Origin of the sequence: Embleya sp. NPDC050154 (assembly GCF_044460165.1) — a bacterium.
Taxonomy (GTDB): domain Bacteria; phylum Actinomycetota; class Actinomycetes; order Streptomycetales; family Streptomycetaceae; genus Embleya.
This window is the reverse complement of record NZ_JBITJP010000002.1, coordinates 97,416-120,038: the sequence shown is the minus strand read 5'-3', so window position 1 is coordinate 120,038 and position 22,623 is coordinate 97,416. Positions and strand designations below refer to the sequence as shown.

At 72.5% G+C, this 22,623-nt stretch carries 15 protein-coding genes and 1 pseudogene; 12 read left to right on the top strand and 4 right to left on the bottom strand.

The features are described 5' to 3' along the window. Positions 1 to 17: 17 nt before the first annotated feature. The 3 genes and pseudogenes from ACIBSV_RS04280 to ACIBSV_RS04270 form a co-directional block, all read left to right on the top strand. Positions 18 to 4,964: pseudogene (locus ACIBSV_RS04280) on the top strand (acyltransferase domain-containing protein); the annotation flags it as partial. Between the two features lie 57 nt (positions 4,965 to 5,021). After that, positions 5,022 to 5,486 (top strand): nuclear transport factor 2 family protein, encoded by a 465-nt coding sequence (locus tag ACIBSV_RS04275; RefSeq protein WP_395859418.1) that lies wholly within the window; start codon positions 5,022 to 5,024, stop codon positions 5,484 to 5,486. Further along, complete coding sequence (locus ACIBSV_RS04270; protein ID WP_395859417.1) at positions 5,483 to 5,968, top strand: nuclear transport factor 2 family protein; 486 nt, start codon at positions 5,483 to 5,485, stop codon at positions 5,966 to 5,968. The genes ACIBSV_RS04275 and ACIBSV_RS04270 overlap by 4 nt, the downstream gene beginning before the upstream one ends. 74 nt (positions 5,969 to 6,042) lie before the next feature. On the opposite strand, the gene ACIBSV_RS04265 is transcribed toward ACIBSV_RS04270, so the two are convergent. Both ACIBSV_RS04265 and ACIBSV_RS04260 read right to left on the bottom strand, forming a co-directional pair. Beyond that, a complete protein-coding gene (locus ACIBSV_RS04265) occupies positions 6,043 to 6,714 on the bottom strand; it encodes a 4'-phosphopantetheinyl transferase (RefSeq protein ID WP_395859416.1) in 672 nt (223 codons plus the stop codon). Continuing rightward, positions 6,711 to 7,601, bottom strand: a complete 891-nt coding sequence (locus ACIBSV_RS04260; RefSeq protein ID WP_395859415.1) for a metallophosphoesterase — start codon at positions 7,599 to 7,601, stop codon at positions 6,711 to 6,713. Before ACIBSV_RS04260 ends, ACIBSV_RS04265 begins: the two co-directional genes overlap by 4 nt. 198 nt (positions 7,602 to 7,799) lie before the next feature. On the opposite strand from ACIBSV_RS04260, the gene ACIBSV_RS04255 reads away from it, so the two are divergent. The 4 genes from ACIBSV_RS04255 (at position 7,800) to ACIBSV_RS04240 (ending at position 11,649) form a co-directional block, all read left to right on the top strand. Then, a complete protein-coding gene (locus ACIBSV_RS04255; RefSeq protein WP_395859414.1) occupies positions 7,800 to 8,582 on the top strand; it encodes a BTAD domain-containing putative transcriptional regulator in 783 nt (260 codons plus the stop codon). 56 nt (positions 8,583 to 8,638) lie between these two features. Next, a complete protein-coding gene (locus ACIBSV_RS04250) occupies positions 8,639 to 9,406 on the top strand; it encodes a thioesterase II family protein (RefSeq protein ID WP_395859413.1) in 768 nt (255 codons plus the stop codon). Positions 9,407 to 9,586: 180 nt separating this feature from the next. Then, complete coding sequence (gene ligD / locus ACIBSV_RS04245; RefSeq protein WP_395859412.1) at positions 9,587 to 10,555, top strand: non-homologous end-joining DNA ligase; 969 nt, start codon at positions 9,587 to 9,589, stop codon at positions 10,553 to 10,555. A 272-nt stretch (positions 10,556 to 10,827) separates the two neighbouring features. Next, positions 10,828 to 11,649, top strand: a complete 822-nt coding sequence (locus tag ACIBSV_RS04240; protein ID WP_395859411.1) for an SGNH/GDSL hydrolase family protein — start codon at positions 10,828 to 10,830, stop codon at positions 11,647 to 11,649. Positions 11,650 to 11,676: 27 nt separating this feature from the next. Here ACIBSV_RS04240 and ACIBSV_RS04235 read toward each other — a convergent pair whose 3' ends face one another. Then, entirely contained in the window at positions 11,677 to 12,828 is a 1,152-nt protein-coding gene (locus ACIBSV_RS04235) for an acyl-CoA dehydrogenase family protein (protein ID WP_395859410.1), read from the bottom strand. Positions 12,829 to 12,919: 91 nt separating this feature from the next. Continuing rightward, positions 12,920 to 16,480, bottom strand: coding sequence for an indolepyruvate ferredoxin oxidoreductase family protein (locus tag ACIBSV_RS04230; protein ID WP_395859409.1), 3,561 nt, complete (start codon positions 16,478 to 16,480; stop codon positions 12,920 to 12,922). 291 nt (positions 16,481 to 16,771) lie between these two features. Here ACIBSV_RS04230 and ACIBSV_RS04225 point away from each other — a divergent pair, with 291 nt between their 5' ends. The 5 genes from ACIBSV_RS04225 to ACIBSV_RS04205 all read left to right on the top strand — a co-directional run bounded on the left by ACIBSV_RS04225 (position 16,772) and on the right by ACIBSV_RS04205 (position 22,619). Next, positions 16,772 to 17,620, top strand: a complete 849-nt coding sequence (locus ACIBSV_RS04225) for a GNAT family N-acetyltransferase (RefSeq protein ID WP_395859408.1) — start codon at positions 16,772 to 16,774, stop codon at positions 17,618 to 17,620. Positions 17,621 to 17,770: 150 nt separating this feature from the next. Beyond that, complete coding sequence (locus ACIBSV_RS04220) at positions 17,771 to 18,031, top strand: hypothetical protein (protein WP_395859407.1); 261 nt, start codon at positions 17,771 to 17,773, stop codon at positions 18,029 to 18,031. 165 nt (positions 18,032 to 18,196) lie between these two features. After that, complete coding sequence (glmS, locus tag ACIBSV_RS04215; protein WP_395859406.1) at positions 18,197 to 20,020, top strand: glutamine--fructose-6-phosphate transaminase (isomerizing); 1,824 nt, start codon at positions 18,197 to 18,199, stop codon at positions 20,018 to 20,020. A 437-nt stretch (positions 20,021 to 20,457) separates the two neighbouring features. Further along, a complete protein-coding gene (locus tag ACIBSV_RS04210; protein WP_395859405.1) occupies positions 20,458 to 22,140 on the top strand; it encodes an AMP-binding protein in 1,683 nt (560 codons plus the stop codon). Beyond that, positions 22,137 to 22,619, top strand: coding sequence for an acyl-CoA thioesterase (locus ACIBSV_RS04205; RefSeq protein ID WP_395859403.1), 483 nt, complete (start codon positions 22,137 to 22,139; stop codon positions 22,617 to 22,619). The genes ACIBSV_RS04210 and ACIBSV_RS04205 overlap by 4 nt, the downstream gene beginning before the upstream one ends. The last annotated feature ends 4 nt before the right edge of the window (positions 22,620 to 22,623 follow it).

The window sequence follows — 22,623 nt, the reverse complement described above, 5'->3', positions numbered from 1 at the left end:
GGAAAGGCAGTTCCATGTCGGACGAAGACAAGCTCCGGGGATACCTCAAGCGCGCGCTGGCCGATGTCCGCCAGGCCCGGAAACGGGTGCACGAGATCGAGGCGAGCCGGCGCGAGCCGATCGCGATCGTCGGGATGGCCTGCCGGCTGCCCGGTGGCGTCGGCTCGCCCGAAGACCTGTGGCGGCTGGTCGAATCCGGGACGGACGCGGTCGGCGAGGCCCCCACCGATCGGGGCTGGGACCTGCGAGACCTGTACGACCCGGACCCCGACCGGCCCGGCACCACCTACACGACGGCGGGCTCCTTCCTGCCGGACGCCGGGGACTTCGACGCGGCGTTCTTCGGTATCTCGCCCCGCGAGGCGTTGGCCACCGACCCCCAGCAGCGGCTGCTCCTGGAGACCGCGTGGGACGCGTTCGAGCGGGCCGGGATCGACGTCACGAGCCTGCGCCGCAGCCGGACCTCGGTGTTCACCGGAATCGCCGGGATCGATTACGCGCCGGCCCCGGACCGCGTTCCGCAGGAGTTGGAGGGCTACCTGGGCACCGGGACGCTGGGCAGCGTGGCGTCCGGGCGGATCTCCTACACCTTCGGGTTCGAGGGGCCCGCGGTGACGGTGGACACCGCGTGCTCGTCGTCGTTGGTGGCACTGCATCTGGCGGCGCAGTCGCTGCGCTCGGGCGAGTGCGATCTCGCGCTCGCGGGCGGCGCCACGGTGATGGCATCGCCGATGGGCTACGTCGAGTTCTCCCGGCAGCGCGGGTTGTCCGTGGACGGCCGGTGCAAGGCGTTCGCCGCGTCGGCGGACGGCACCGGGTGGGCCGAGGGGGTCGGCGTACTGATCCTGGAACGCCTCTCGGACGCCGAGCGCCTGGGTCATCGGGTGCTCGCCGTGGTGCGCGGCAGCGCGGTCAACCAGGACGGCGCCTCGAACGGTCTGACCGCGCCGAACGGCCCGGCCCAGCAGCGGGTGATCCGCGAGGCGCTGGCCAACGCCGAGCTGGCGGCGGGCGACGTGGACGTGGTGGAGGCGCACGGGACCGGGACCACCCTGGGCGACCCGATCGAGGCGCAGGCCCTGCTGGCCACGTACGGCCGGGACCGCCCGGCCGAACGGCCGCTGTGGCTGGGTTCGTTGAAGTCCAACATCGGCCACGCGCAGGCCGCGGCCGGTGTCGCGGGTGTGATCAAGATGGTCCAGGCACTGCGCCACGGCGTGTTGCCGAGGACGCTGCACGCCGAGGAGCCGACGCCGCACGTGGACTGGTCCTCGGGCGGGGTGCGGCTGCTGACCGAGGCTCGGCCCTGGCCGCAGGCGGACCGCCCGCGTCGGGCGGCGGTGTCCGCGTTCGGGGTGAGCGGCACCAACGCGCACGTGATCCTGGAACTCCCGGAATCGGAGCCGGAGGTCGCCGAGCACAACGACGCGCCGGAGCCCGCCGTACTGCCGTGGGTGTTGTCGGCGAAGACCCCGGACGCCTTGCGCGCGCAGGCGGGTCGCCTGGCGGATCGGCTCGGCGTCGACCCGTCGCCCGCGACCGTGGATGTGGGCTTCTCGCTGGTGGCCACCAGGGCCGCGTTCGGGGAGCGCGCCGTCGTGCTCGGCGACCGGAGCCGACTGGTCGCGGGTCTGGGCGCGGTGCTGCGCGCCGAGTCGGTGGCCGGCGTGGTCACCGGGTCGGCCGGACCGGTGGGCCGGACCGTGTTCGTCTTTCCCGGCCAAGGTTCGCAGTGGACCGGGATGGCGGCGGAGCTGTACGACCAGTCACCGCTGTTCGCGGCGGCTTTCGCGGAGTGCGCGAAGGCGCTCGAGCCGTTCGTGGACTGGTCGCCGATCGATGTGCTCACCGGCGCCGAGGGCGCGCCGTCCCTGGACCGGGTGGATGTGGTCCAGCCGGTGTTGTGGGCGGTGCTGGTGTCGCTGGCCGAAGTGTGGCGCTCGTTCGGGGTGGTCCCGGACGCGGTCGTGGGCCATTCGCAGGGGGAGATCGCGGCGGCGGTGGTGGCCGGCGGATTGTCCCTGGAGGACGGCGCCCGGGTGGTGGCGCTGCGGAGTCGGGCGATCGTCGCGTTGTCCGGGCGCGGTGGGATGGCCTCGGTGGCGCTGGCCGAGTCGGACGTCCGCGCGCGGATCGGCGCGTGGGACGGGCGGATCTCGGTCGCGGCCGTGAACGGTCCGGGGCAGGTGGTGGTCTCCGGAGAGCCGGACGCGCTGGAGGAGCTGGTCGCGGCGGTGACGGCCGAGGGTGGCCGGGCCCGCCTGATTCCGGTGGACTACGCGTCGCACTCGGCCCAGGTGGAGCAGATCCGGGCACACATCACCGAGGATCTGGCGGCGATCGCGCCGGCGTCCGGGTCGGTGCCGCTGTGGTCGACGGTGACCGGCGACTGGTTGGACACGACCGGGATGGACGGCGCGTACTGGGCGACCAACCTGCGTGAGACGGTCCGGTTCGAGGAGGCGACCCGGGGGTTGGCGGCATCCGGGCACGGGGTGTTCGTCGAGGTGAGCCCGCATCCGGTGCTGACCGCCGCGATCGAGGCGACGCTGGAGGACGCGGGTCGGGAAAGTCCGGTCGTGGTCGGCACGTTGCGCCGCGACCAGGGCGGCGCGCAGCGCCTGTACACCTCGCTCGCCGAGTTGTGGGTGCGTGGGGTGTCCGTCGACTGGGGCACGGCCTTCGCCGAACACCAACCCAGCCGCGTCGACTTGCCCACCTACGCGTTCCAGCGCAAGCGCTACTGGCGGCAGATTCCGGCCGATCCGACGGCCGGGCCCGCGTCGCTGGGCCTGCGCCCGGTCGAACACCCGCTCCTGGGCGCTGCCGTGCGTGCCGGCGACGGCGACGACGTGTTGCTGACCGGGCGGATCTCGGTGCGTTCGCATCCGTGGCTGGCCGACCACGCGGTGCGCGACACGGTGTTGTTGCCGGCGTCCGCCTTCCTGGAACTCGCGCTGCGGGCCGGTGACGAGGTGGGCCTGGGCACGGTTGACGAACTCGTGATCGAGGCGCCGCTGATCCTGACCGACCCGGACACGGCCGTGCACCTTCAGGTCGCGGTGGGCGCGGCGGCCGAGGACGGGCGGCGCCGGTTCGCGGTGTTCTCGCGGGCCGAGGACGCGCCGGACGACGCGGACTGGGCCCGGCACGCGGGCGGCTTCCTGGCGCCGGAGACGGCCGAGGTCGACGCCGGGACGGACGCCGCGTTCGCCTTCGGCGACTGGCCGCCCGTCGACGGGGTCGAGGTCCCGGTTGAGGACGCCTACGACGTGCTCGTCGCCGCAGGGATCGACTACGGCCCGGTCTTCCAGGGCCTACAGGCCGCGTGGCGCGGCGAGGACGCCCTGTTCGCCGACGTCGCGCTGGCCCCGGAGCAGGCCGAGGACGCACCGCGGTTCGGCGTGCATCCGGCGCTGCTGGACGCGGCGCTGCACATCGCGGTGGTCGAGGCCGTGCGGCGGGCCGCGGCCGCCGGTGAGCAGGCCGGGACGAGCCTGGCCTACGCCTGGAGCGGTGTGCGGCTGCACGCGACCGGCGCGGTGCGGCTGCGGGTGCGACTCGCGTTCGCCGGTCCGGACGCGGTCTCCCTGGAGGCCGCGGACGAGCGGGGCGCGCCGGTGTTGTCGGTCGGGTCGCTGATCTCCCGCCCGGTGCCCGGCGGCCTGCCGGCCGGCGGCGGCACCCGGTCGCGGGCCTCGGCGGATGCGGACGTACCCGGCTCGGCAGCCGTACGGCGCACCCGGCGGGCGGTGCGCTCGGCGCCGGCGAGCACCGCATCGGCGTTCGCGCAGCGGCTCGCGGCGGGGTCCGAGGGGGAGCGGGTCGAGATCCTGGTGGATCTGGTGCGTGCCGAACTGGGCGTCGTGCTCGGCCACGCGGACGACGAATCGGTGGACGCCGAACAGGCGTTCCTCGAGGTCGGCCTGGACTCGCTGACCGCCGTGGAACTGCGCAACCGGCTGTCCGCGGCGACCGGTCTCCGGCTGCCCGCCACGGTCACGATCGCGCACCCCACCCCGCGCGGCCTCGCCCTGCATCTGGACGCCGAACTGGCCGAACAGGGCACGTCCCCGGCGCCGGCGCCGGCTTCGGATGCCGCGCCCACCGAGGTGGCCAAGGGCGCGCTGGCCTCCTTCTACGTCCAGCTCTGCGCGGCCGGCAAGTACAACACCGCGGCCGAGGTGATCATGGCCTCGGCGGGCCTGCGTCCGTCCTTCCCGCCGGCCGAGCGCGACCGGCACGCCAAGCCGGTGCTGCGGTTGGCCACCGGCGACACGGGGCCCGCCATCGTGTGCTTCCCGTCGGTGAGCGCGATCTCCGGACCGCACGAATACGCCCGGTTCGGGCAGGTGTTCCAGGGCGAGCGGGACGTGTTCGTGCTCCGGACACCGGGCTTCGCGGCGGAGGAGTCGCTGCCCGAGCACGCCGACACCCTGATCCAGATTCATCTGGAGAGTGTGCGGGCGGCCGTGGGCGAGCGGCCGTTCATCGTGGTGGGGCGTTCGATGGGCGGTTGCATCGCGCACGAGGTGACCCGCCGATTGGAGGCCGAGGGGGTGCGCCCGGTCGGACTGGGACTGATCGACACGTTCCCGATCGACACCGCGCTGGTCCCGGGCATGGACTGGTGGCTGCCCGCGATGATCGAGGGCATGCTCGGCCGGGTCGCGCAGTACGACATGACCCTGAACGACACCAACCTCACCACGATGGGCCGGTATCAGCGGCTGTTCGCCGATTGGAAGCCGCAGCCGATCGCGACCCCGACCCTGGTCGCCCAGGCGCAGACCCCGGTACGGGGCACGGTGATCGATCCCGAGGGCCGGTGGGACTGGCGGGCGTACTGGCCGCTGCCGCACGACCTGATCGGGATCACCGGTGACCACTTCACCGTGCTGGAGGACCACGCCGACCTGACGGCGGCGACGATCGTGGACTGGGCGGCCGGTCTGCCCGGCTGACCGCTCCACCACCACGGCACGTCGCGAGCACAACACCACTTCGAGGCTGGGAAATTCATGACGAAGGTACTGTCCCCGGTGGATCTCGCCGAGATCCACCGCACACTCGCGCTGTTCGCGCACGTCTTCGACAACGGGGACGTGGCCGGGCTCGATCTCGTGTTCACCGAGGACGTCGTGGTCGAGATCGGCGTCGGCGCGCCGCGATCCTTCCGGGGCATCGCCGAGTTCGCCGAGTACACCCGGGGCAAGAGCGCGGCGACGCCGGACCACCACACGCTCAACACCACCGTCGAGGTGGACGGGCACGGGCAGGTCCAGGCCCGCAGCCGGTACATCGGGATCAACCCGGCGGGCCGGCTGACCGGCGGCGAGTTCCTGGACATCCTGCGGGAGACTCCGCACGGCTGGCGGATCGCCTACCGACTGAGCCTGCCGCGCGCCCCCCGGCAGGCCGGCGCGGGCGTGCCCAAGGCGGAATTCCCGCTTCCGGTACGGCTTTCCGAGGTGGTCGCACCGTGACCGCCGGCGCGGCGAGGCTGACCGCCGAGGACGTCGCGGGCATCCACGACACCCTCGCGCTGTTCGCACACGTCTTCGACAACGACGACATCGGCGAGCTGGACCGGGTGTTCACCGACGACGCGGTGATCGAGAACACCATCGGCAATGGCTACACGATCGACGGCCTGGCCTCGGCCCGGCAGTTCACCGGTCGACGCAGCCCGGACACACCCGACCACCAGACGCTGGACACGGTGCTGTTGGTGGACGCGGGCGGCACGGTGCGGGCCCGCAGCCGGTACATCGCCACGCTGACCGACGGCGAGGTGCACGGCGGGGACTACTACGACATCCTCGAACGCACGCCGCGGGGCTGGCGGATCAAGTACCGGGTCTCGGTGCCCCGGCATCCGATCCTGGACCGGATCGACCTGCCGGAGGAGTTCGCCCGGGCGTGGCGGCCCACGGCGGACAACGTGGTGCGCTTCGCCCGGGAGTGAGAAACGCGCGGATCGGGGCGCGGCCGACGGCCCGCCCCGATCCGTGGAACGCGGTGGGGGACTGCGGACACGCCCTAGCGGGCCACCGCGATCGTGGTCAGTGCGATGCCCGCGTCGACCTGCCAGCGACCGGCGAACCCGTCCAGCGGTCGGTCCTCGATCAACAGCCGGGCGGCGAACGTGCCGGCCACCGGATCGAATTCGACCTCGGCCTCGGCGAAGTCCAACCACCGTTCGGTGAGCGGGAACCACGCCTTGTAGACCGACTCCTTGGCGCTGAACAACAGCCGATCCCAGGCGATCTCGGGTCGAGCGGCGGCCAGGTCGAGCAGGTGCTTGCGCTCGGTCTCGGACGAGACGGTCGTCAACACCCCCTCGGGCAGCGGCAGTGCCGGTTCGGCGTCGATGCCCAGGGTGAGCAGCACGGCCCGATCGGCGACGGCCGCGGCACGGTACCCGGCGCAGTGCGTCATGCTGCCGACCACGCCCGCCGGCCACCCGGGCGCGCCGCGCAACCCCGGCAGCAGCGGTGCGGCGGGGACACCCATCCGGGCCAACGCGCGGCGAGCGCAGCGCCGTACGGTGGTGAACTCGCGGCGGCGCTTGTCCACCGCCTTGGCGAGCAGCGCCTCCTCGGCCGGGAACAGCGGCGGCCCGTCGGGGTCGTCGAAGGACTCCTCGGCGAACACCTCGGGCGGCAGCACGCGGGCGATCAGCGTCCGGTCGACGGGACGCGCGGCGGTCATCGGGCGCCCGCCTGTTGGTCCGTACGGGAGGTGTCGGCGGTCTCGGCGGGCACGATCCGGCGCGGGATCGGCCGGCGCAGCCCGTTCTTGCGCTCGCGCGGATAGCCGAGCGAGACCTCCTCGAAGCGCACCCCGTCGTACCACGTGGTGCGCGGGATGTGCAGGTGGCCGTAGACGACGGCGGCGGTCGGGAAGCGGCGATGCCAGTCGGCGGTGAGGTCGGTGCCGCACCACTGCGCGAACTCCGGGTACCACAACACGTCCGTGGGCTGCCGGACCAGCGGGAAGTGATTGACCAGCAACAGCGGCGCGTCCGGATCGGCCGCCGCCGCGAGTCGGCCCTCGCTGTACGCCACCCGGGCCCGGCACCACTCGCCTCGGGTCGGATAGGGGTCGGGGTGCAGCATGAACTCGTCGCTGCACACCACGCCCGCGGCGTACGCGGCGTCCAGCGCCTCCTGCTGTGTGGTCGTGCCGGGCGGGCGCCAGGTGTAGTCGTAGAGCACGAACAACGGTGCCACGGTGACCCGACCGCCCGGACCGTCCCAGACCGGGAACGGGTCCTCGGGGGTGAGCACGCCCAACTCCCGGCACATCGCCACCAGATGGCGGTAGCGCCGCTCGCCGCGCAGTTGCACCGGATCATCCGGTGTGGACCACAACTCGTGGTTTCCCGGGACCCACACCACGCGCGCGAAACGCTCGGCGAGCAGCCGAAGGGTCGCTTGGGTCTCCTCGATGTGCTCGGCCACGTCACCCGCGACCAGGATCCAGTCCTCGTCGGTTCCGGGCCGGATGCCCTCGACGAGTACGCGGTTGGACGGGATCGCGGAATGCAGGTCGCTGACTGCGTACAGCGCGCGCTCGGGCAAACGGGCAGTGCTCATCGATCGACCATAAGCGGGTTCGCGGTGCGCTGGGAAGGCCGACACGGCGTGGTCCGACCCGCACGCAAGTCCCGCGCAAGGTCGCGTAGGGGTCGGTCAGGGGTACGCCACACGCCCGGCGTATGTCACCGTCGTCAGGAAGCAAGACCGGACCGCCGGAGAGCGCAAGACCCGACCGTCAAAGAGAGGGAAGAGCCGTTGCGGTACGAGATTCTCGGCCCCGTGCGGATCGTCGACGGCCATGAGCCGCGCACGATCGCGGCGCCCAAGCCGGAGACCCTCCTGGCCGCCCTGCTCGCGCGGCGGGGCCAATTGCTGACCGTCGAGCAGATCGTGGCCGAGATCTGGCCCGACGCCGGACCGCAGCGGGCCAAGTCCACGGTGCACGTGTACGTTTCCCGGCTGCGGGCGATGCTCGGCGCCCAGGGGCCCGCGCGGCACGGCCCGTTGGCCACCTGCGCGGGCGGCTACGTGCTGCACGCGGGACCGGACCGGCTGGACGCGGACGCGTTCCACGGCCTGGTCGACCGAGGCCGGGCGGGACTGTGCGCCGGGCGGCGGCACGAGGCGGCGGAGACCTTCACGAGCGCGCTCGACCTGTGGCGGGGGCCCGCGTACGCGGGCGTCGCCCAGGGGCCGATCGTGCGCGCGCACGCCGCGCGGCTGGACGCGTCCCGGCTGGAGTGCCTGGAAATGCTGATCGAGGCCAACCTCGCGCTCGGCCGCTATCGGGAGAGCGTCGCGCGGCTGTACGCGCTGACCGCCGAGTATCCGCTGCACGAGAACTTCGCCCGGCACCTGATGGTCGCGCTCAACCACTGCGGCCGGCGCGGCGACGCGCTCGCGGTGTACCAGGGCACGCGGGGAGCGCTGCGCGAGGTCCTGGGCCTGGAGCCGTCCCGGGCGTTGCGCGAGGTACAGCACGCGGTGCTCACCGGGGTGGAGCCGCGGGGCACGCGGACCGACTCGCTCGCCGGGTAGCCGGCCGGCACCGTGCAGCGATGATCAACAGCGACGATCGGGAAGGAACCCGTCACATGACTACCGCCTCCGCCGTCTCGGATGCCTGGATCCGCCGATTCCATCCGGCCGCGAAACCGCTGCCGCGCCTGGTCGCCCTGCCGCACGCGGGTGGATCGGCGAGCTTCTGGTTTCCGCTGTCGGCGGCGCTCGAGGGTCGGGCCGAGGTGCTCGGCGTGCAGTACCCGGGGCGCCAGGATCGGCGCGCCGAACCGCTCATCGACGACATCGACACCCTGGCGGACCGGATTACCGAGGCCCTGGATCCGTGGCTGGACGAGCGGAGTCCGCTGATCCTGTTCGGCCACAGCATGGGCGCGATCCTCGGCTACGAGGTGGCCCGCCGGTTGCGGGTGCCGCCCGCCGCGCTGATCGCCTCCGGCCGCCGGGCCCCGGACCGGGGGCGCGACGAGCGGCTCCACCTCCTGGACGACGCGGGGCTGGCCGCCGAACTGCGCTCGATGAGCGGCACGGACGCGAGCATCCTGGCGGACGAGGAGGTGCTGCGCATGGTGCTGCCCGCACTGCGCGCCGACTACCGCGCGATCGAGACGTACAAGTGCGCTTCCGCGAACCCGCTGGAGTGCCCGATCACGGTGCTGATCGGAGACAGCGACCCGAAGGTCACCCTCGACGAGGCGATGTCCTGGCGCGAACACACGATCGGCACATTCGCCCTGCACACCTTTTCCGGAGGTCACTTCTACCTGACCGATCACCAGGCTGAGGTCACCGCGCGCATCGCCGCCGCGGTCGCGGCGGTGACGGGCCGCTCCCGGGCCTGAGCGACCCGGAGTGCCCCCGTCGGCGGACCGCCGCCCGAGGCGCTCGCTCGAATGGCTCCCGGTCTCGACCGGCGTACCGGTCCGGGACACGGGGGCCGACGAGCGCTGGATCGAACGCGTGTACGAAACACGGTGCACGCTCCGCCGGCGGCGGCGATGCGGCCCGCCGATGATCGAGGCATGGCCGGTCAGGATCAAGTTCACGCCGTACTGCCCGAGATTCAGCCGATGCTGGCCACCGCCGCGCCGCTGCCCGGGGCGGGCTACGACCTCGACTGGGGCTTCGAGGTCAACTGGGACGGCGCCCGCACGGTGGCGTACTGCGCGGGGGACCGGACCGTACGGCTGGTCTCGAGCGAGGGCGAGGACGTCACCCGCACCTATCCCGAGCTGGCCGGCCTCGGCGAGCAGCACGGACAGCGGCAGGCCGTGCTCGACGGCGAGATCGTGGTGCTCGACGATCGCGGGCGCCCCGACCTCGAACTGCTCCGACGGCGGATGGGCGTGGTGAACCCGCGCAAGGTGGCCCGGCTGACCATGGACGCGCCGGTGCACCTGATGCTCTTCGACGTGATGTACCTGGACGGCCGCTCGCTGCTGCCCACCCCGTACCGCGAGCGCCGGATGCTCCTGGAGAGCCTGGACCTGGCCGGCCCCCGGTGGTCCACGCCCGAATGGAGCGAGGGCGACGTGCAGCACGCGTGGGCGACGAGCCTGCACCACGGGTACGAGGGCATCGTGGGCAAACGGCTGGCCTCGGACTACCAGCCCGGGCGCCGCTCCCCGGACTGGATCAAGGCCAAGCACATCGAGACGCACGACGTGGTCATCGGCGGCTGGGTCGAGGGCCGAGGCGACCTGCGCGGCCTCCCGGGCAGCCTGCTCGTGGGCGTCGACGCACCGGACGGGCTGCGCTTCGTCGGCACGGTGGAGGACGGTCTGACCGCCGCCGAGCGCGGCGAACTCGGCGAATATCTGGGCGCGTTGACCCGTGCCGACTCGCCCTTCGCCGGATTCGCCGACATCCCCGGCGCGCAGTGGGTCGAACCCCGCCTGGTCGCCGAGGTCACCGTCTCCGGCTGGACCACCGCCGGCCGACTCCGCCACCCGACCTGGCAACGGCTGCGCCCGGACCTGACCCGTCGCTGAGGCGCGGCCTGGATATTCCCGCGAGAACGCCGAGCGGCCGGCCGGTGAACATTGCCGGGGTCGGCGGTCGGGGCCGAAATCCGCCTATGCAGGGGTGATTTCGGCACGGGACGATGAGGGACCCCATCCGAGCACCAAGGGCGACGACTGCGGAAGATCCGGACCGCGAACGGGCGTTCCGGCTCGGCATCCCGACGGGTCATCGGGTTCGGACAGCGCAACTTCCGTCGATGCCTCCGCCGACGTCCCCACGTCCGCCGAGGAGTCCACTCGTGCTCTCGCTGCCTCGCACCCTGTCCGCGACGGTCGTGGCCGTCACCGTCGCCGCCGGGACCGCATTCGTCACGCCGACCGCCCATGCCGCCTCCGCGTCGAACTACGCGGCCCTGGGCGACTCGTACAGCGCCGGTGTCGGCGCGGGCAACTACCTGCCCGACAGCGGCGCCTGCAAGCGCAGCGCCAACTCCTACCCGGCCCTGTGGAACAACAGCCACCCGGGCGGCGGCTTCGCCTTCGTCGCCTGCTCCGGCGCCAAGACCGCCGACGTCCGCGCGGGCCAACTGTCCGTGCTGAACTCCGCGACCACCCTGGTGACCATCAGCATCGGCGGCAACGACGCCGGGTTCGTCGACACCGTCAAGTCCTGCGTGCTGGGCTCGGACAACGACTGCTCGGTCGCCGTGGACAAGGCGAAGACCTACGCGACGACGAAGCTCCCCGCCGACCTGGACGCCACGTACGCGCAGATCCACAACCGCGCGCCCAACGCGCGGCTGGTTGTGCTCGGTTACCCGCGCCTGTTCGAACTCGGCGGGTGCTTCCTGGGCATGAGCACCTACAAGCGCACCATCCTCAACCAGGCCGCCGACACCCTGGCCGACATCACCCGAGGGCGGGCCGGCGCGGCGAACGCCGACTACGCCGATGTGCGCAACCGCTTCGCCGGACACGGCGTATGCGGCTCGAACCCCTGGATCAACGGCATCAAGCTGCCCATCGACGAGTCCTACCACCCCAACGGCGCGGGCCAGAGCCAGGGCTACCTGCCCGCACTCCAGGCCACCGTCGGGGCGACCGTCGGAGCGCGCCCCTAGCGCGCCGCGTTCTTCGCGGGCATCGGCCTACTCCTTCGCGGCCCGGGCGAACTGCCGGGCGATGACCATGCGTTGGATCTGGTTGGTGCCCTCGAAGATCTGCATGATTTTGGCCTCGCGCATGTAGCGCTCGACCGGGAACTCGCGGGTGTAGCCGCATCCGCCGAACACCTGGACCGCGTCCGTGGTGACCTTCATCGCCGCGTCGGTGGCGACCAGCTTCGCGACGCTGGCCTGGCGACTGTACGGACGGCCCAGGTCGCGGCGGCGGGCCGCGTCCAGGTAGGTCGCGCGTGCGGAGTCGACGGCGGCGGCCATGTCGGCGAGCAGGAAGCCCAGACCCTGGTGGTCGACGATCCGACGGCCGAACGTGGTGCGTTCGTTGGCGTACTCGACCGCGGCGTCCAACGCGGCCTGGGCCAATCCCGTCGCGCACGCAGCGATGCCCAACCGGCCCGAGTCCAGCGCGCTCAACGCGATCGCCAACCCCTGGCCCTCGGCCCCGATCAGGCGGTCCCGGTCCAGGATCGCGCCGTCCCAGAACGCGTTGGTCGTGGGCACCGCGTTCAGGCCCATCTTCTCCTCGGGCCGACCGAATTCCAGCCCCTCGGCCGCGCCCGGCGCCAGGAAGCACGAGATGCCCCGACTGCCCTCGCCGGTCCGGGCGAACAGAGCGTAGAAGTCAGCCTTTCCGCCGTGCGTGATCCACGCCTTGGTGCCGTTGATCCGATACCCGTCGGCGACCGGGCGCGCCTTGCAGACGATCGCGGCCGCGTCCGAGCCCGCGTGCGGTTCGGACAGGCTGTACCCGCCGATCAACCGGCCCTCCAGCATCCGCGGCAACCACCGCTCGCGCTGCTCGGGCGTGCCGTAGGTGGCCACCGGGAAGCAGGCCAGCGTGTGCACGCTGGTGGCGACCGCCACCGCCGCCCAGCGCGCGGCCAGTTCCTCCAGGACCTGGAGGTAGACCTCGTAGGGCTGGCCGCTGCCGCCGTCCTCCTCGGCGTACGGCAGACCCAGCAGGCCCACCTCGCCCAGGATGCCGAACAACCCCTCGGGGTAGGTCTCGTCACGTTCGTAGCGCGCGGCGATGGGTGCCAGCTCGCGATCCGCGACGGTACGGGTGAGATCGAGCAGGTCCTCGGCGTCCCGAGTGGGCAGGAGGCGGTCGACGGTCACGGCTGCTCCGGAAGTCGAGGGTGTCGGGGGTGTCGGGGGTGTCGGGGGAGGGAAGGCCGGCCCCGAGGGGCCGGCCGAGGCGGGAAGCGGTTCAGCCGGCCCAGACGAGCGCGGGGTCGGCGGCCCCGTCGACCGGGGCGGGCGCGGTCAGTTCGGCCAGCGCGGTGCGCGCCGCCGTGCGGTACTCGGCGACCCGGGCGAGCTTGATCTCCTCGTAGCCGCGGATCGACTCGGGCAGCGCGACCAGCGCCACCACCGCGTCCACGTTGGCGGCGGACAGCTCGCGCAGCGCGGCCCGGACCAGGTTCCGGTACTGCGGCACCAGTTCGCGCTCGACCCGACGCACCTCGGCGTAGCCGAACACGTCCAGGCGGGTCCCGCGCAGGCCGCGCGCGGCGCGCAGGGCCCGGAAGGCCGGCACCGCCGTGCGGCGCAGCCGGATCTTGCGCTTCATCCCCAGGTAGCGCAGCACCGGCGGGTGCAGCAGCACCGAGACCGCCGCGTCCGGGCCGAACTCGGCGTCCCGACGGGCCTGTTCGACCGGGTCCAGGTGCAGGCGGGCCACCTCGTACTCGTCCTTGTAGGCCATCAGGTGGTGCAGTGCCCGCGCGTACGCCACCGCGACGCGCTCACCCGCCGGCGCGCCGGCCCGCTCGATCGCCAGGGTCCGGACCGCGCGCACGTCGTCGGCGTACCGGCGGGCGTAGGCCGCGTCCTGGTAGCCCGTCAGGTCGGCGATCCGGGTGCCCAGCACCTCGCGCAGCTCGGCCTCGCCGCCCGAGCCGTCGGCCAGCGCGGCCGAGGCCGCGTCGACCTCGACCACCGCGCGCGGCGGCGCCTCGACGGCGGCGGCCAGTACCGCGGCCGGGTCCACGGCCATCGCCCGACCCCAGCGGAACGCCGCCAGGTTCTTGTCCACGGCCGCGCCGTTGAGGGTGATCGCCCGCTCGATCGCACTCGCGCTCAGCGGCAGGCAGCCGTGCTGGAACGCGGCGCCGATCAGGATCATGTTGGCCGGCATGTGGTCGGCGAACAGCGCCTCGGACAGGCCCAGCGCGTCCAGGTACAGGTTCTCGGCGCGCCTGGTCGCCGCGTCGATGCGCTCCAGCGTCTCGGTCGGTGAACCGGGCAGCGCGATCTGGTTGGTGACCATCGCGGCGGTCGGCACGATCGCGGTGTTGACCACGGCGACGGTGCGCTCCGGGTCGGCGGTGGCCAGGTTGCTCGCGGCCGCCGTGCCGAGCAGGTCGAAGCCGATCAGCACGTCCGCGCCGGCCCGCGAGGCGCGCAGCGCGCCGTCGATCGGCCGGTTCGAGATGCGCAGGTCGGACACCACCGGGCCGCCCTTCTGGGCCAGGCCGGTCTGCTCGAGGCCGGCCGCGTACAGCCCGTCCAGGTGGGCTGCCATCTGCAGGATCGAGGACACGGTCACCACGCCGGTGCCACCGATCCCGGGCATCCGCACCAGCAGGTCGGCGTCGGTGACCCGACGCGCGGGCAGCGCCGGTTCCAGCGGCAGGGCAGGTATGCTCCGGGCCTTGCGGGTGCCCGGCTCGACCAGCAGGAAGGACGGGCAGTCGCCGTTCAGGCAACTGAAGTCCGAGTTGCACGAGCCCTGGTGGATGTGCGTCTTGCGGCCGAACTCGGTGTCCACCGGCTGCACCGACAGGCACGAGGACTTGTCCCCGCAGTCGCCGCAGCCCTCGCACACCCGCTCGTTGACGACCACCTTCTCGGCCGGGGTCGGCAACTGCCCACGCTTGCGCAGCCGGCGCTCCTCGGCCGCGCACCGGTCGTCGTGGATCAGCACAGTGACGCCATCGAGGGCGGCCAACTCACGCTCGACATCGGAGAGTTCGTCACGGTGGCGGACAGTGGCGATCGGGTCGAGCCGAACTCCGCGGTAGCCGCGCGGGTCGTCGGTGGTGACCACCACCCGGCGCACCCCCTCGACCGCGAGCCAGCGGGTCAACGCCGGTACGTCCAGCCGCCCTTCGGCCTTCTGGCCGCCGGTCATCGCGACCGCGTCGTTGTACAGCAGCTTGTAGGTCATCTTGGCGCCGGCCGCGACGGCGGCCCGGATCGCCAGCGACCCGGAGTGGTGGAAGGTGCCGTCGCCGAGGTTCTGCACGAAGTGCTTGTCGTCGGTGAACGGCATCAGGCCGATCCACTGCGCGCCCTCGCCGCCCATCTGGGTCAGCCCGAGCTGATGCCCTCGGCCCTTGCCGTCCAGCGCGATCATCACGTGGCAGCCGATGCCGACGCCGACCAGGGTGTCGTCGGCGGTGCGGGTGGAGGCGTTGTGCGGACAACCGGAACAGAAGTACGGGGTGCGCGAGGCCAACATCGGCAGCGCGATCCGCGACGGGCGCCGGGGGGCGAGGGTGGCCAGGTACGCGGTCGCGGACGCGGGCAGCCGCTCGACGCCGATGCGCGCGGCGATGGCCCGGGCCACGTCGTCCGCGCCGAGCGTGCCACGCGCGGTGAGCAGCGGGCGACCGGTGTCGTCCCGGCGACCGACGATGCGCGGCGCGTCCGGGCGACGGTACAGCGCCTCCTTGAGGCGGGCCTCCAGGAACGGCACCTTGTCCTCGACGACCAGCACCTCGTCCAGGCCGTCGGTGAGTTCGGCCAGTTCGGCGTCGTCCAGCGGGAACGGCATGCCGATCCGGATCAGCCGGACGCCGAGTGTGTCGTCCCCGTCCAGGCCGAGGTCGGCGAGCGCGCGGCGGACCACCGAGAACGACACGCCCGCGGCGAGGATGCCGAGGCGGGCGTCGGGGGCGTCCCGCTCGATCCGGTTGAGCCGGTGCTCCCGGGCGTAGGCGCGGGCCAGGTCGAGCCGACGGGTGATCAGGTCGTGCTCGGCGTCGAGCGCGGCCGGGCCGACCAGGGTGGGCAGCGTGCCGCGCTTGGTCGCCGCCGGGACCGGGATGCCCTTGCCCCACGCGGACACGTCCACCGTGGTCGACGCGTCGGCGATGTCGGCGACGATCTTCAGGCCGGTCCACAGGCCGCACGCGCGGGACATGGCCACCGCGTGCAGGCCGAACTCGACGATCTCGCCGACCGTGCCGGGTGCGAGCAGCGGCATCGACAGGCTTTCCATCATCGGCTCGCACGAGCTGGGCACCGTCGACGACTTGCTGCCCGGGTCGTCGCCGATCCACGCGACGGCGCCGCCGAGCGGGGCGGTACCGGCCATCGTCGCGTGCCGGATCGCGTCCGCGGCCCGGTCCAGGCCCGGGTTCTTGCCGTACCAGAATCCGGTCACGCCGGCGTACCGGGCGCCCGGGGTCTGGTCGACGAGCTGCGTCCCGGCGACCGCGGTCGCGGCCAGTTCCTCGTTCAACCCCGCCTGGAACACCACGCCGGCCGGGTCCAGCCAGCGCTTGGCGCGACCCATCTCCAGGTCCACGCCACCCAGCGGCGAACCCTGGTAACCGCTGACGAAGACCCGGGTGTCCAGGCCGCGCGCGATGTCCAGACGGCGCTGTTCCAGGGTCAGTCGGATCAGCGCCTGCACACCCGAGATCAGCACGCGGCCCTGCTCGGCGGTGTACTTGTCGTCCAGGGAGACATCCGGGAAGGACGTGGGCGCGTCCTGCGCCACCGGGACCGGAAGCGAAGGCGAAGCCTGATCTGTGCGCACGGAAGCCTCCGTCGTAGCCGGATGGGTGTGGCGGCTGGGGGTGGGGTGGGGTGCGGTAAGCACACCAACGGCGCCTCCAGGACGCAAGTACCTTGCGAGATTTAGGGCCGAAGACGCAAAGATCTTGCCGGGCGGTGATTGCTCGGTCGATTTGTTTGCGTGTGAAGCGCGTCACCGAGGGGGTCGGGAGGGGACCCGGGTCGTTCGCGCGGTGCCGTCCAGGGGTAGCCGAACACACCAGGGGCACGACGAAACACGACGAGATGTGGGATGAGGGGCGGTGCGGCTGGAATGGGTGATTCGCAGGCGCGTGAACCGGGCGTGCGCGAGCCGGGAGGGCGTGCACCGGGAGTGGGCGAGCCGGACGTGCGCGAACTGCGCGAGATCGACGAGTTTCGCGACGTCGAGCACCTGTACGGCGGGATCTGGCCGGCCGTGCCGGGGCAGGGCCTCCCGGTGACCGTCGAGTTGATGCGGGCGCTTACGTACGCCGGGAACTACGTCGCCGGGGCGTATCGGGGCGGTCGAATGGTCGGTGCGACGGTCGCCTTCCTGGGCGCGCCGATCGGCGAGACGCTGCACTCGCACGTCACCGGCGCGCTGGCCGGGAGCGGTGCGGGCTTCGCGCTCAAGACGCACCAGCGCGGCTGGGCCCTCGCGCGCGGGCTGCGCCGGATCACCTGGACCTACGACCCGCTGATCCGTCGCAACGCCCACTTCAACGTGACCAAGCTGGGCGCGCGTCCGGTGTCCTACCTGCCGGACTTCTACGGCGACATGATGGACACCGTCAACAGCGGTGACGAGAGCGACCGGCTCCTGGTGTCCTGGGAGCTGAACGATCCGAGGGTACGAGCGGCCGTGCGCCACGAGTGGACCCCGCCCCCGCCGCCCCCGAACGCCGAGTCGGCCCTGACGATACGGGCCGGCCGACCGGCTCCGACCGGCACGAACGCCGAGACGGTACTGATCGCGGTCCCCCCGGACATCGAATCCCTCCGCCGCACCGACCCGACCACGTCCCGAGCCTGGCGCACAGCCCTGCGGGACACCCTGGGCGTCCTCCTCGACCACGGAGCCACGGTGCTGAGCTTCGACCGGGACGCGGGTTATGTGGTGTCGCGCTCGCGGCAGGAGTGACCAGGCCACGCCCCCGCGGGCGACGGATTGACCGGCGAGGGCGTACCGGTTCGGGCGTCGAGAGCTCGCTCTCGCCCGCCGCAGAGGCGGGATCTGCCCGAATTCGGGCAGATTCTTGCCGTCCGGACGGGTCGGGTCCAGGATCGGAGGGTGGCTGACGGCGAATTGGTGGAGCGCATCGCGGCGACGACGGGGCTCTCTCCTTCGGAGGCGGCGCGGATCGTCGACGACGTGCTGGCCTGGTACCGCGAGCCGGTCGAGGACTACGTCCGGCGCCGGCATCGGCACCACAAGGTCTACGGCAAGCGCAACGCGCAGATCTACCGCCTGATCGCCGCGGAACTCGGCGATCGCCTCGTCGCGCCACCCGAGTTGACCGAGCGTCAACTGCGGCGCGTCATCTACGGCTGAGCCGACGGGTTCCGCCGGCCGACCGGGTTCCCCGGCTCGACCGGGTCGTTTCGGCCGACCCGTTCGCCGGCGACCCGCGACGTGCCCGACGGACCGACCTCCGACCCTTCGACCGCCCGGCGCGGCCGAACGGACCGACCTGCCAAGAGCAAGGAGCGCAGCAGCATGTGCGGAATCGTGGGTTACATCGGCGCGCAGCAGGCCGCCCCCATCCTGCTCGAAGGACTCGCCCGGCTGGAGTACCGAGGCTACGACTCGGCCGGCATCGCGGTGCTGGGCTCGCGCGGCGCGGCCAAGGTGGTGCGTCGGGTGGGCCGCGTCCACGCGCTCGCGGCCGCCGTGCCGGCCAAGACCTCGGGCCGGGTCGGCATCGGACACACCCGCTGGGCCACCCACGGCGTGCCCTCGGAGACCAACGCGCATCCGCACGCTTCGGCGGACGGCCGGATCCAGGTCGTGCACAACGGGATCATCGACAACGCGGCGGCGTTGCGGGCCCGACTCACCGCGGAGGGGGTCGAACTGGCTTCCGACACCGACACCGAGGCGCTGGCGCACCTGATCGCCCGGGCGAACGAGGACACCCTGGAGGCGGCCGTGGTGGCCGCGCTCGCGCAGGTGACCGGGACGTACGCGATCGCCGTCGTGGACGCGGCGACCCCGGACCGGATCGTGGTGGCCCGGAACGGCTCGCCGCTGGTGATCGGGGTCGGCGAGCGGGAGATGTTCGTCGCGAGCGACGCCGCGGCCCTGGTCCGGCACACCAGTTCGGTCGTGCACCTGGAGGACGGCGAGTTGGCGAGCGTCACCGCGACCGGCTTCCGCACCTTCACCCGTGAGCACGAGGACGTCGCCAAGACGCCCACCACGGTCGAGCTCACCGTCGAGGAACTCGAACTCGCGGGCCACGAGCACTTCATGCACAAGGAGATCCACGAACAGCCCTCCTCCGTGGAGCGCATGCTGGGCGGGCGGCTCGACGACCGGTTCGGCTCGGCCCGGCTGGACGGACTGCGGATGGAGTTGCGCGAACTGCGCGGGTTCCGTCGGGTCAAGGTGCTCGGGTGCGGATCGGCCTACTACGTGGGCCAGTTGGGCGCCGGGCTGATCGAGGACCTGGCCCGGGTGCCGGCCGACGCCGAACCGGCCTCGGAGTTCCGCTACCGCAATCCGGTGATCGAGCCGGACACGCTGTACGTCGCGGTCAGCCAGTCCGGCGAGACCGCCGACACGTTGTTCGCGGTGCGCGAGATCCAGCGCAAGGGTGGTCGGGTGGTCGGCCTGGTCAACGTGGTCGGCTCGTCCATCGCGCGGCAGTGCGACGGCGGCATCTACCTGCACGCGGGGCCCGAGGTCTCGGTGGCCTCGACCAAGGCGCTGACCCACATGTCGGTGGGCTTCGCGCTGTTGGCGCTGGCGCTCGGTCGGGTGCACGACCTGTCGCACGCGGACGGCGCGCGGATCCTGGCCGGCCTTCAGGCGCTGCCCGGCCAGATCGCCGAGATCCTGGCCGACGAGCAGACCATCGCCGAAGCGGGGCGGCGGCTCGCGCACGCGCGCAGCCTGTTCTTCATCGGCCGGGTGCGGGGCTTCCCGGTCGCGCGGGAGGCGGCGCAGAAGTTCAAGGAGATCACCTACCGGCACGCCGAGGCGTACCCGAGCAGCGAGCTCAAGCACGGTCCGCTCGCGCTGATCGACGCCGACCTGCCGACGGTGGCGATCATCCCGGACGACGGCCTGGTCGGCCGCAATCTCGCGGCGGCACACGAGATCCGCGCGCGCGGCGGCCGGCTGACCGTGATCACCCACCCGGGAGTGGACCTCGGCGACCTCGAAGCCGACCGGATCGACATCCCGCGCAACGAACCCGAACTCGACCCGATCCTGCTGACGATCCCCACTCAACTGCTGGCCTACCACGCGGCCCGAGCCCTCGGTGAGGACATCGACCGCCCCCGCAACCTCGCCAAGTCCGTCACGGTCGAGTAGGCCACTCGGTCCACCCGTCCCCCGTTGCCCACCCGGCCCGCTCGCCATCCCCGAGCGGGCCGGACGCATGTCCGGGCCTGCCTGCTCCGGCCCCACGACACCGGTATGGCAGTACGGCGACCCGCAAACGCACGCCGGCGACCGATCGGGGGGCCGTCCGGATCACCCGGAGAGACGACCTGCGGTGGGCAGGCCGGCCCGCGGCGGGGGAGTCTCGGGTGTGGACACCGCCCCCACCCTCCCTACCCTCGCGGCCCCAACGGCTCCACCCATCCCACCCGGCCCGAGCCCGCCTCGGACGCGATCCGCGCCCACCCCGTCGCCCGCCCGAGGCGCACTCTGCCGATCGAAGAACTATCGCGTTACATTGACTGTCGTCAGGAATGATAGATACTGGCTCCGCGACTCCCGCTGACACCAGGATGAGGTGCGCGCACATGGAGCTGTTTCCCTCCGCTCATGTCGACACGTTTTGTCGTGATCGACTGCCACCGGCTGAGTTGTGGCCCGAACTGCGTTTTGAATTGCCGGAATTGCGCTACCCGACTCGGCTCAACTGCGCCCGGGTGCTGTTGGACGACACCGTGCGCCGACTGGGTCCCGACCGGCGGTGTCTGGTCACGCTCGATGACGAGTGGACGTACGGTGACCTGCTGCTTCGGGCCGATCAGGTGGCCCGGGTGCTGACCGAGGAACTCGGCGTGGTGCCGGGCAACCGGGTGTTGTTGCGCGGCCCGAACAACCCGTGGCTGGTCGCCTGCTGGTTCGGCGTACTCAAGGCGGGTGGTGTCGTGGTCACCACGATGCCGCTGCTTCGGGCGCACGAGCTGACCACGCTGTGCGAGATCAGCGCGCCCACGGTCGCGCTGTGCGACCACCGTTTCCTGGAGGAGCTGGACGCGGCCCGGGTGCCGGGGCTGACCACCGTCGCCTACGGCGGCGACGCGCCGACCGACCTCGGCCGGCGCTGCGCGGACAAGAGCGGCGGGTTCGAGGCGGTGGACACCTCGGCCGACGACGTCGCGCTGATCGCGTTCACCTCCGGGACCACCGGGCGCCCCAAGGCCACCATGCACTTCCACCGCGACGTGTTGGCCAACTCCGACACCTTCTCGCGGCACATCCTCAAGCCCACCCCGGACGACCTGTTCGCGGGCACTCCGCCGCTGGGCTTCACCTTCGGTCTCGGCGGCCTGGTGGTCTTCCCGCTGCACGTCGGCGCGGCCACCCTGCTGCTCGAGCACGCCTCGCCCGAGCGGCTGGCCCGGATCATCGCCGACCACGGCGTCACCGTGCTGTTCACCGCGCCGACCGCGTACCGGGCGATCATGGGCGCGGGCCTGGCCGACCTGCTCAAGGGTGTCCGGCGGTGCGTGTCGGCGGGTGAGGCGCTGCCCGCGGAGACCTGGCACGACCTGCACGCGGCGACCGGGATCGAGCTGATCGACGGGATCGGCGCGACCGAACTGCTGCACGTGTTCGTCTCCGCCGCCGACCAGGACATCCGGCCCGGCGCGACCGGCCGAGCGGTGCCCGGCTTCGAGGCCGTGGTGCTCGACGCCGAGGGGCAGCGGGTCCCGGACGGTACGCCCGGGCAGCTCGCGGTCAAGGGGCCGACCGGCTGCCGGTACCTCGACGACCCGCGCCAGACCAGTTACGTGCGGGACGGCTGGAACATCACCGGCGACACCTACATCCGCGACGCCGACGGCTACCTCTGGTACCAGGCCCGCAGCGACGACATGATCGTCTCCTCCGGCTACAACATCGCCGGCCCCGAGGTCGAACTCGCCCTGGCCGCCCACCCGGACGTCGCGGAGTGCGGCGTGGTCGGCGCGCCGGACCCCAGACGCGGCCTGATCGTCAAGGCGTACGTCGTGCTGCGCGAGGGCGTGGCCGCCGACGCCGAGACCGCCACCCGCATCCAGACCTTCGTCAAGCAGGCCATCGCGCCGTACAAGTACCCGCGTGCGGTCGAGTTCGTGGCCACGCTGCCGCGCACCGGCAACGGCAAGCTGCGGCGCGGCGAACTGCGCGCCTGGGCCCAGGCGCCTACCGCGCCCGCACCGGCCGGACCGAAACCCCCGGCCCCGAACCCCCTTGCCCCGGAGACCTCGTGAAAGGCGACGAGATGCAGGACACCCGCCCGGCACAGACCGACCCGGCCGACTCGGCCGAGGCGGCCACGCTGCCCTCGGTGGTGATCGAGCGCCGGGTCGAATGGCAGGACACCGACGCCGCCGGCCACTACCACTACTCGGCGGTGCAGCGCTGGGTCGAGGCGGCGGAGGCGGTGCTGCTGCGCCGGCTGGGTGTGGCCGACCTGTTCGGCCGGATCCCGCGTGTGCACTTCGAGGCGGACTACCGCGAGCGGCTGTGGTTCGGCGAGTCCGCGCACATCGCGCTGGGGATCGCCCGGGTGGGCACCAGTTCGCTGCACTACACGTTCGAGGTGCGCGGCGAGCAGGGCGTCGCCGCGACCGGTCGGGTGTCCGTCGCGCACTGCCCGCCGGACGCCAAGGGTGCCTCGCCCTGGCCGGACGCGACGCGGGCCGCGCTCTCCAGCGGTGGCCCGCAACGACCGGAGTCGTACGCCTGACCGG

Excerpts from the sequence above, each read along its gene's own strand:
- ACIBSV_RS04225 (WP_395859408.1), top strand. The coding sequence starts at position 16,772 with ATGGGTGATTCGCAGGCGCGTGAACCGGGCGTGCGCGAGCCGGGAGGG.
- ACIBSV_RS04265 (WP_395859416.1), bottom strand. The coding sequence starts at position 6,714 with ATGACCGCCGCGCGTCCCGTCGACCGGACGCTGATCGCCCGCGTGCTG.
- ACIBSV_RS04260 (WP_395859415.1), bottom strand. The coding sequence starts at position 7,601 with ATGAGCACTGCCCGTTTGCCCGAGCGCGCGCTGTACGCAGTCAGCGAC.
- ACIBSV_RS04250 (WP_395859413.1), top strand. The coding sequence starts at position 8,639 with ATGACTACCGCCTCCGCCGTCTCGGATGCCTGGATCCGCCGATTCCAT.
- ACIBSV_RS04275 (WP_395859418.1), top strand. The coding sequence starts at position 5,022 with ATGACGAAGGTACTGTCCCCGGTGGATCTCGCCGAGATCCACCGCACA.
- ligD (WP_395859412.1), top strand. The coding sequence starts at position 9,587 with ATGGCCGGTCAGGATCAAGTTCACGCCGTACTGCCCGAGATTCAGCCG.
- ACIBSV_RS04210 (WP_395859405.1), top strand. The coding sequence starts at position 20,458 with ATGGAGCTGTTTCCCTCCGCTCATGTCGACACGTTTTGTCGTGATCGA.
- glmS (WP_395859406.1), top strand. The coding sequence starts at position 18,197 with ATGTGCGGAATCGTGGGTTACATCGGCGCGCAGCAGGCCGCCCCCATC.